Source organism: Streptomyces sp. NPDC050658 (genome assembly GCF_044457025.1).
In the GTDB taxonomy this organism is placed as follows: Bacteria; Actinomycetota; Actinomycetes; order Streptomycetales; family Streptomycetaceae; genus Streptomyces.
Genome location: NZ_JBITGM010000001.1, coordinates 1,467,131 through 1,473,130, shown reverse-complemented (window position 1 = coordinate 1,473,130; position 6,000 = coordinate 1,467,131). Strand labels below are relative to the sequence as shown.

6 protein-coding genes are annotated in these 6,000 nt (G+C 71.2%); 3 read left to right on the top strand and 3 right to left on the bottom strand.

Annotated features, from left to right (window positions below; translation table 11 throughout):
* Window positions 1-121: 121 nt before the first annotated feature.
* The gene (locus ACIBKX_RS06590; RefSeq protein WP_363272012.1) at window positions 122-769 is read right to left on the bottom strand and encodes an NAD(P)H-binding protein; all 648 of its coding nucleotides are present in this window, start codon (window positions 767-769) and stop codon (window positions 122-124) included.
* Between the two features lie 52 nt (window positions 770-821).
* Entirely contained in the window at window positions 822-1,787 is a 966-nt protein-coding gene (locus ACIBKX_RS06585) for an EamA family transporter (protein WP_363272011.1), read from the bottom strand.
* Between the two features lie 151 nt (window positions 1,788-1,938).
* On the opposite strand from ACIBKX_RS06585, the gene ACIBKX_RS06580 reads away from it, so the two are divergent.
* The 3 genes from ACIBKX_RS06580 to ACIBKX_RS06570 all read left to right on the top strand — a co-directional run bounded on the left by ACIBKX_RS06580 (window position 1,939) and on the right by ACIBKX_RS06570 (window position 5,339).
* Window positions 1,939-2,565 carry a MarR family transcriptional regulator gene (locus ACIBKX_RS06580; RefSeq protein ID WP_363272010.1) on the top strand — a complete coding sequence of 209 codons (627 nt, stop codon included), beginning with the start codon at window positions 1,939-1,941 and terminating at the stop codon, window positions 2,563-2,565.
* 143 nt (window positions 2,566-2,708) lie between these two features.
* On the top strand, window positions 2,709-4,049 hold the full coding sequence (locus ACIBKX_RS06575) for a nitrate/nitrite transporter (RefSeq protein WP_363272009.1): 1,341 nt from the start codon (window positions 2,709-2,711) through the stop codon (window positions 4,047-4,049).
* A gap of 150 nt (window positions 4,050-4,199) precedes the next feature.
* Window positions 4,200-5,339, top strand: a complete 1,140-nt coding sequence (locus tag ACIBKX_RS06570) for a uroporphyrinogen-III synthase (protein ID WP_363272008.1) — start codon at window positions 4,200-4,202, stop codon at window positions 5,337-5,339.
* On the opposite strand, the gene ACIBKX_RS06565 is transcribed toward ACIBKX_RS06570, so the two are convergent.
* Window positions 5,291-5,863, bottom strand: coding sequence for an anthrone oxygenase family protein (locus ACIBKX_RS06565; protein WP_363272007.1), 573 nt, complete (start codon window positions 5,861-5,863; stop codon window positions 5,291-5,293). The two genes, ACIBKX_RS06570 and ACIBKX_RS06565, sit on opposite strands and share 49 nt — an antisense overlap.
* Window positions 5,864-6,000 lie beyond the last annotated feature (137 nt).

Genomic DNA, 6,000 nt, shown 5'->3' with positions numbered 1-6,000 from the left:
GGGGGGTTGTTTTTTGGGGGGGGGGGGGGGGGGGGGGGGGGGGGGGGGGGGGGGGGGCCGCCGCGGGCGCCCCCCCCCCCCCAACCCCCCCACCCCATCCCGCCCCATACCCCCAACCCCCCTAGTACCCAGCCGTAAAGCGCGCCCTCCGGTGCCTCGGTCGCTCCACCTCATCCATCAGCGCCACCGCCAAGTCCTCCATCGAAATCGCCGAGTTGCCCTCCGCGTCGACCAGGAGTTCATCCGTCCCGACGCGGAACTTGCCCGTGCGGACGCCCGGTTCGAGTACGGCCGACGGGCTCAGGTACGTCCAGTCGACCTTCGTCTCCGCCGTTCGCACCGCGTCGTACTGGGCGTTGGACGCCTCCGCGATGTGCCGCCAGGCCGACGGGACGTACGCGGGATCGTCGATCGCGAGGATGCCCTCGCCGCCCGGGGCGAGCAGGCTGCCCGCCCCGCCCACTATCAGCAGTCGTACGCCGTCGATGCCGGCCAGGCCCGCCAGCAGCGACCTGCTGATGGCCGCGTGTTCGGGTTCGCGGCCCGGCGCCGGTCTGGTCGCGTTGACCACGACGTCCTGGCCCGCGCTCAACTCGGCCACCCGCTGCGGGTCCTGGGCGTTTCCGGTGACGTGGGCCGCGTCCGGGTGCAGTTCGGTGAAGCGGGCGGCGTCTCGGACGACCGCGGTGACCTCGTGGCCTCGGGTGAGGGCCTCTGCGACTACTCGGCTGCCGACGTTTCCGGCCGCTCCGAAGACGGTGATGCGCATGGGATCAGCTCCAAACAAGGTGGTGGGGTGATGTCAATGAGGGAGTAGTCGGTCAGGCGCGGCGCGATGAACGGCCCCGGCCGCTCTGGCCGAGCAGCACGCTCGCCACCACCAGGACCAGGCCGCCCACCTGCCACGGCGTCAGGGTCTGGCCCAGGAGCAGCAGGCCGGCGAGCGTCGCGACGACCGGGTTCGTCAGGCCGAGGAACGACACCGACGACGCGGGGAGCCGCTCGATGCCGCGGAACCACAGGGCGTACGCGATGGCCGTGCCGATGATGCCGAGGTAGGCGTATCCGGCGATGTTGGTGCCCGTGAGGTGGCCGGGCAGGCCCTCGAAGGAGAGGGCGATGGGGGCCAGGACCAGACCGCCCGCGGTCAGCTGCCAGCCGGTGAGGGCGAGCAGCGAGACACCCTCCGGGCGTCCCCAGCGCTTGCTCAGTACGACCGCCAGTGCCATCAGCGTGGTGGCGACCAGCATGGCCGCGATGCCCGCGAGGTCGAAGGCGGCGCTGCCGCGCAGCACGAGGAGCGCGACGCCTGCGACGCCGACGAGCCCGGCGATCAACGTACGGCGTGTGGGGCGCACCTTGAGTACGCCGATCCCGAAGCCGGCGACGAGCAGCGGCATGACCGCGCTGATCGTCGAGGCCACGCCGCCGGGGAGGTGGTAGGCGCCGAAGAAGAGGAGGGGGAAGAACGCCCCGAAGTTGAGGATGCCGAGCACCGCCGCCTTCCACCACCAGTCGCCGCTCGGGAGCCGGCGGGTCAGCGCGAGCAGGATCAGGCCGGCGGGGAGCGCGCGCAGGGCCGCGGCGAGCAACGGGCGGTCGGGGGGCAGCAGCTCGGTGGTGGTGACGTAGGTGGTGCCCCAGGTCGCGGGGCCGATGGCGGCCAGCGCGGCGATGCCGGCGGCGGCCTTGGCGGAGGTGCGGGGGCGGCCGGGCGTCTCCGGGGCGGCGGTGGTGCCGGCGACCCGGCGTGCCGTGCTGCTGATGGTGGACGTGGTGCTGGACATGGCGTGTTCCCCCTCGATGCGATTCCGCTGAACGCTGTTATTCTTAACGTTGAGATAAATATGCACCCCAGGGTCTACGAACGTCAAGTATCTGAACGTTGAGATAGTTGAGATGCCGGTTCGGGCGCTGGGACGAGGGAGGAGAACAGCCATGGCTGAGCAAGGGCCGGCGCCCGTCGAGGGCAGCGCCGAGGGCAGTGCCAAGGGCAGTGCCAAGGGCAGTGCCAAGGGCAGTGCCAAGGTCAGCGCCAAGGTCAGCGCCAAGGACAGTGCCGACGCCATCGACGAGCTCCGCGGTCAGTGGCGGCGCGAGCGTCCGGACCTGGATCTCGCCGCGCTGGACGCGATGGCCCTGGTCGGTCGCGTCAAGCGCGCCGATCATCTGCTGAGCAAGGGCATGAAACGGGTCTTCGTCGAGTACGGGCTGGAGTTCGCCGAGTTCGATGTTCTCGCGACCCTCCGCCGCGTGGGCGCACCGCACGAGCTGACCGCGGGCGGTCTCATCAAGACCGCGATGGTGACCTCCGGCGCCATCACCAACCGCCTCGACAAGCTGGAGCGCAAGGGTCTCATCGAGCGCAGGCCGGACCCCGCGGACCGCCGCGCCATCCGCGTCCGCCTCACCGACGCGGGGCTCGAACTCGTCGACCGCGCGGTCGTCGACCACATCGCCAACGAGGAGCGGATGCTGGCCGCTCTGACACCGGCCGACCGCGCGGCTCTTGACGGGGCGCTGCGGCGGCTCCTCGTCTCCCTGGGGGACACGCACCTGGGGTGAGCTCCGCACGGGCCCTCACCGACCGCCCCACCCCCACGTGAGAGCAAAGTTCCCCAGGGGTCACCGCGCGGCACAGGGCTGAAATGCGTTCTTCCTAGCTTCGGGTCATCAGCCGCTAGCTGTGGGAGATGCGGAGGCCTGACATGTCATGGATCCAGCGGTGGGACCCGGAGGACGAGGAGTTCTGGGCGCGGGGAGGGGAGCGGGTTGCCCGGCGGAATCTGGTGTTCTCGATTCTCTCCGAGCACATCGGGTTCTCCATCTGGACCCTCTGGTCCGTCATGGTGCTCTTCATGGGGCCCGAGTACGGGATCGACCCCGCCGGAAAGTTCTTCCTGGTGTCGATGGCGACGCTGGTGGGGGCCGTCGTCCGGGTTCCCTACACCTTCGCCGTCGCCCGCTTCGGCGGGCGCAACTGGACCATCATCGCGGCGAGCATGCTGCTCGTCCCGACCGTCGCCGCCTTCGTGGTCATGGAGCCCGGCACCTCCTACACCACCTTCATGCTGTGCGCCCTGCTCACCGGCGTCGGCGGCGGCAACTTCGCCTCCAGCATGACCAACATCAACTCCTTCTTCCCGCTCAGGAAGAAGGGATGGGCGCTCGGGCTCAACGCCGGTGGCGGCAACATCGGTGTGCCCGTCGTGCAGCTTGCCGGGCTCGCGGTCATCGGCGCCGGGGGCGGGCCCCGGGTGCTGCTCGGCGTCTACATCCCGCTCATCTTCGTCTCCGCCCTCTGCGCCGCCCTCTTCATGGACAACCTCGCCACCGTGAAGAACGACACCGGCGCCGCCAAGGAAGCCGTACGCGATCCGCACACCTGGATCATGGCCCTGCTGTACGTGGGGACCTTCGGGTCGTTCATCGGGTACAGCTTTGCCTTTGGGCTCGTGCTGCAGACCCAGTTCGGGCGTACGCCGTTGCAGGCCGCGTCCATCACCTTCATCGGGCCGCTCCTCGGCTCCCTCATCCGGCCCGTCGGCGGGCGGCTCGCCGACCGGCTCGGCGGGGCCCGCATCACCCTGTGGAACTTCGTCGGCATGGGCGTCGCCACGAGTGTCGTCGTCCTTGCCTCCGTGCGGGAATCCCTCGCCCTGTTCACCGTCGCCTTCATCGCGTTGTTCGTGCTCACGGGGCTCGGCAATGGGTCCACGTACAAGATGATTCCCGGGATCTTTCAGGCCAAGGCCGTGCAGATGGGGCTTGAGGGGGAGGCTGCCGCGGCTTACGGGCGGCGGCTCTCCGGGGCCTCCATGGGGCTCATCGGTGCCGTCGGCGCGCTCGGCGGGCTCGGCATCAACCTCGCCTTCCGGCAGTCCTTCCAGACCGTGGGGTCGGGGACCGGGGCCTTCATCGCCTTCCTCGCCTTCTACGCCGTGTGCTTCGTCGTCACCTGGGCCGTATACCTTCGGCGGCCCGCCGCGCCGGCCGCCGCGGAACCGGCCACCGAGGCAAAGCCCCAGCTCACGTACGCGGAAGTCTGAGCGGGGCGGCGCGAGAATCGGCGTAACACGTACGACATCATCGTGATCCGGGGCTGACACGGAGGCTTGGCAGTCTCGTTCAACCCCGGACCACACCACGGGGTACGCCGGACCGGACGCCGGCGCAGCACTAGCGGGACGAGAGCAGCCATGCACGCGAGCCAGCAGAACGGCCCCCTCGCCGGATTCACCGTCGGCGTCACCGCCGCCCGGCGCGCCGACGAGCTCGGCGCGCTGCTCCAGCGGCGCGGCGCGACCGTCCTGCACGCACCCGCGCTGCGGATCGTGCCGCTCGCCGACGACAGCGAACTGCTCTCCGCCACCAAGGAGTTGATCGACCACGCGCCCGACGTCGTGGTCGCCACCACCGCCATCGGATTCAGGGGGTGGGTCGCCGCCGCCGACGGGTGGGGGTACGGCGAGGCGCTGCTGCGATGTCTTCGGGGAGTCGAGCTGCTGGCCCGCGGGCCCAAGGTCAAAGGGGCCATCCGGGCCGCCGGGCTCACCGAGGAGTGGTCGCCGTCCTCCGAGTCCATGGCGGAGGTGCTCGACCGGCTGCTCGGGGAAGGCGTCGACGGCAAGCGCATCGCGCTCCAGCTGCACGGCGAGCCGCTGCCCGGCTTCGTCGAGTCGCTGCGGGCCGGGGGCGCGGAGGTCGTCGGTGTGCCCGTCTACCGGTGGATGCCGCCAGAGGACCTCGGCCCGGTCGACCGGCTCCTCGACGCCACCGTCGCCCGCGGCGTCGACGCCCTGACCTTCACCAGCGCGCCTGCCGCCGCCTCCCTCCTCGCCCGCGCCGAGGAGCGCGGCATGGCGATCGACCTCTTCGCCGCCCTCCGGCACGACGTCCTCGCCGCCTGCGTCGGACCGGTCACCGCGCTGCCGCTCCAGGCGCGCGGGGTCGACACCGTGCAGCCCGAGCGCTTCCGGCTCGGCCCCCTGGTCCAGGTGCTCTGCCAGGAGCTGCCCGCCCGCGCCCGTACGCTGCCCGTCGCCGGGCACCGCGTGGAGATACGGGGGCACGCGGTGCTGGTCGACGACGAGCTGCGGCCCGTGCCGCCGGCCGGGATGGCCCTGCTCCGGGCCCTGTCCCGCAGGCCCGGCTGGGTGGTCTCCCGCGCCGAACTGCTGCGGGCGCTGCCCGGCGCCGGACGCGACGAGCACGCGGTGGAAACGGCAATGGCCAGGCTGCGTACGGCACTTGGCGCACCGAAGCTGATCCAGACGGTGGTCAAGCGGGGCTACCGGCTGGCCTTGGATCCGGCCGCCGGGGCCAAGTACGCGGAGTGAGCGGGCCGTTCGCCCCGGCCCAGCAGTACCAGCGCCCGCGCCAGCAGGCCGACCGCGACCGTGGACAGCACCGCCCGCACCACGTTCCAGGCCAGCCACGCGTCCTCGAACTTCTCGCGCACGGCGGCCGGATCGGCGATCTTCGCCGGGTCGCCCGCGTCCGCGAGCTCGTCGTTCAGCGGTACGTTCACGACCGAGGTCAGCGCGAAGGCCAGGAGATACGCGACGAGCGCCGCGAGCACCCAGCGGTACGGGGCCGTCCCGCGCAGCTGCCACGCCGAGACCGCCGTCAGGATCAGCGCCCCGAAGAAGCTCGCGAAGAAGACCGGGTTGTTGAACGCGTCGTTGATGTCCTGCATCACCTCGATGTAGACGCGGTCGTCGCTGCGTGCGAGGCCCGGCATCACGCCGCAGGCGAAGATGTAGAACGCTCCGGAGATCAGGCCCATGGTCACGGTGGCCGCCGTCAGCACGGCACCGGTGGTGCGCTGTCCCCGCTTGTCGGTCACTCGGTTGTCCCTCATGTGATCGAGTCAACCGGGTGGACCGGCGCCGGACCATGGTTACGAAGCGCGCCCCCATAAGCGGGCGTCTCAGCCGCGCCCGTGCCCAGGGGTTCCCCGCCCGCCCTCGGCGAGGCACTGTAAGGGGGAGCACTCAC

Excerpts from the sequence above, each read along its gene's own strand:
- ACIBKX_RS06590 (WP_363272012.1), bottom strand. The coding sequence starts at position 769 with ATGCGCATCACCGTCTTCGGAGCGGCCGGAAACGTCGGCAGCCGAGTA.
- ACIBKX_RS06585 (WP_363272011.1), bottom strand. The coding sequence starts at position 1,787 with ATGTCCAGCACCACGTCCACCATCAGCAGCACGGCACGCCGGGTCGCC.
- ACIBKX_RS06580 (WP_363272010.1), top strand. The coding sequence starts at position 1,939 with ATGGCTGAGCAAGGGCCGGCGCCCGTCGAGGGCAGCGCCGAGGGCAGT.
- ACIBKX_RS06575 (WP_363272009.1), top strand. The coding sequence starts at position 2,709 with ATGTCATGGATCCAGCGGTGGGACCCGGAGGACGAGGAGTTCTGGGCG.
- ACIBKX_RS06570 (WP_363272008.1), top strand. The coding sequence starts at position 4,200 with ATGCACGCGAGCCAGCAGAACGGCCCCCTCGCCGGATTCACCGTCGGC.
- ACIBKX_RS06565 (WP_363272007.1), bottom strand. The coding sequence starts at position 5,863 with ATGAGGGACAACCGAGTGACCGACAAGCGGGGACAGCGCACCACCGGT.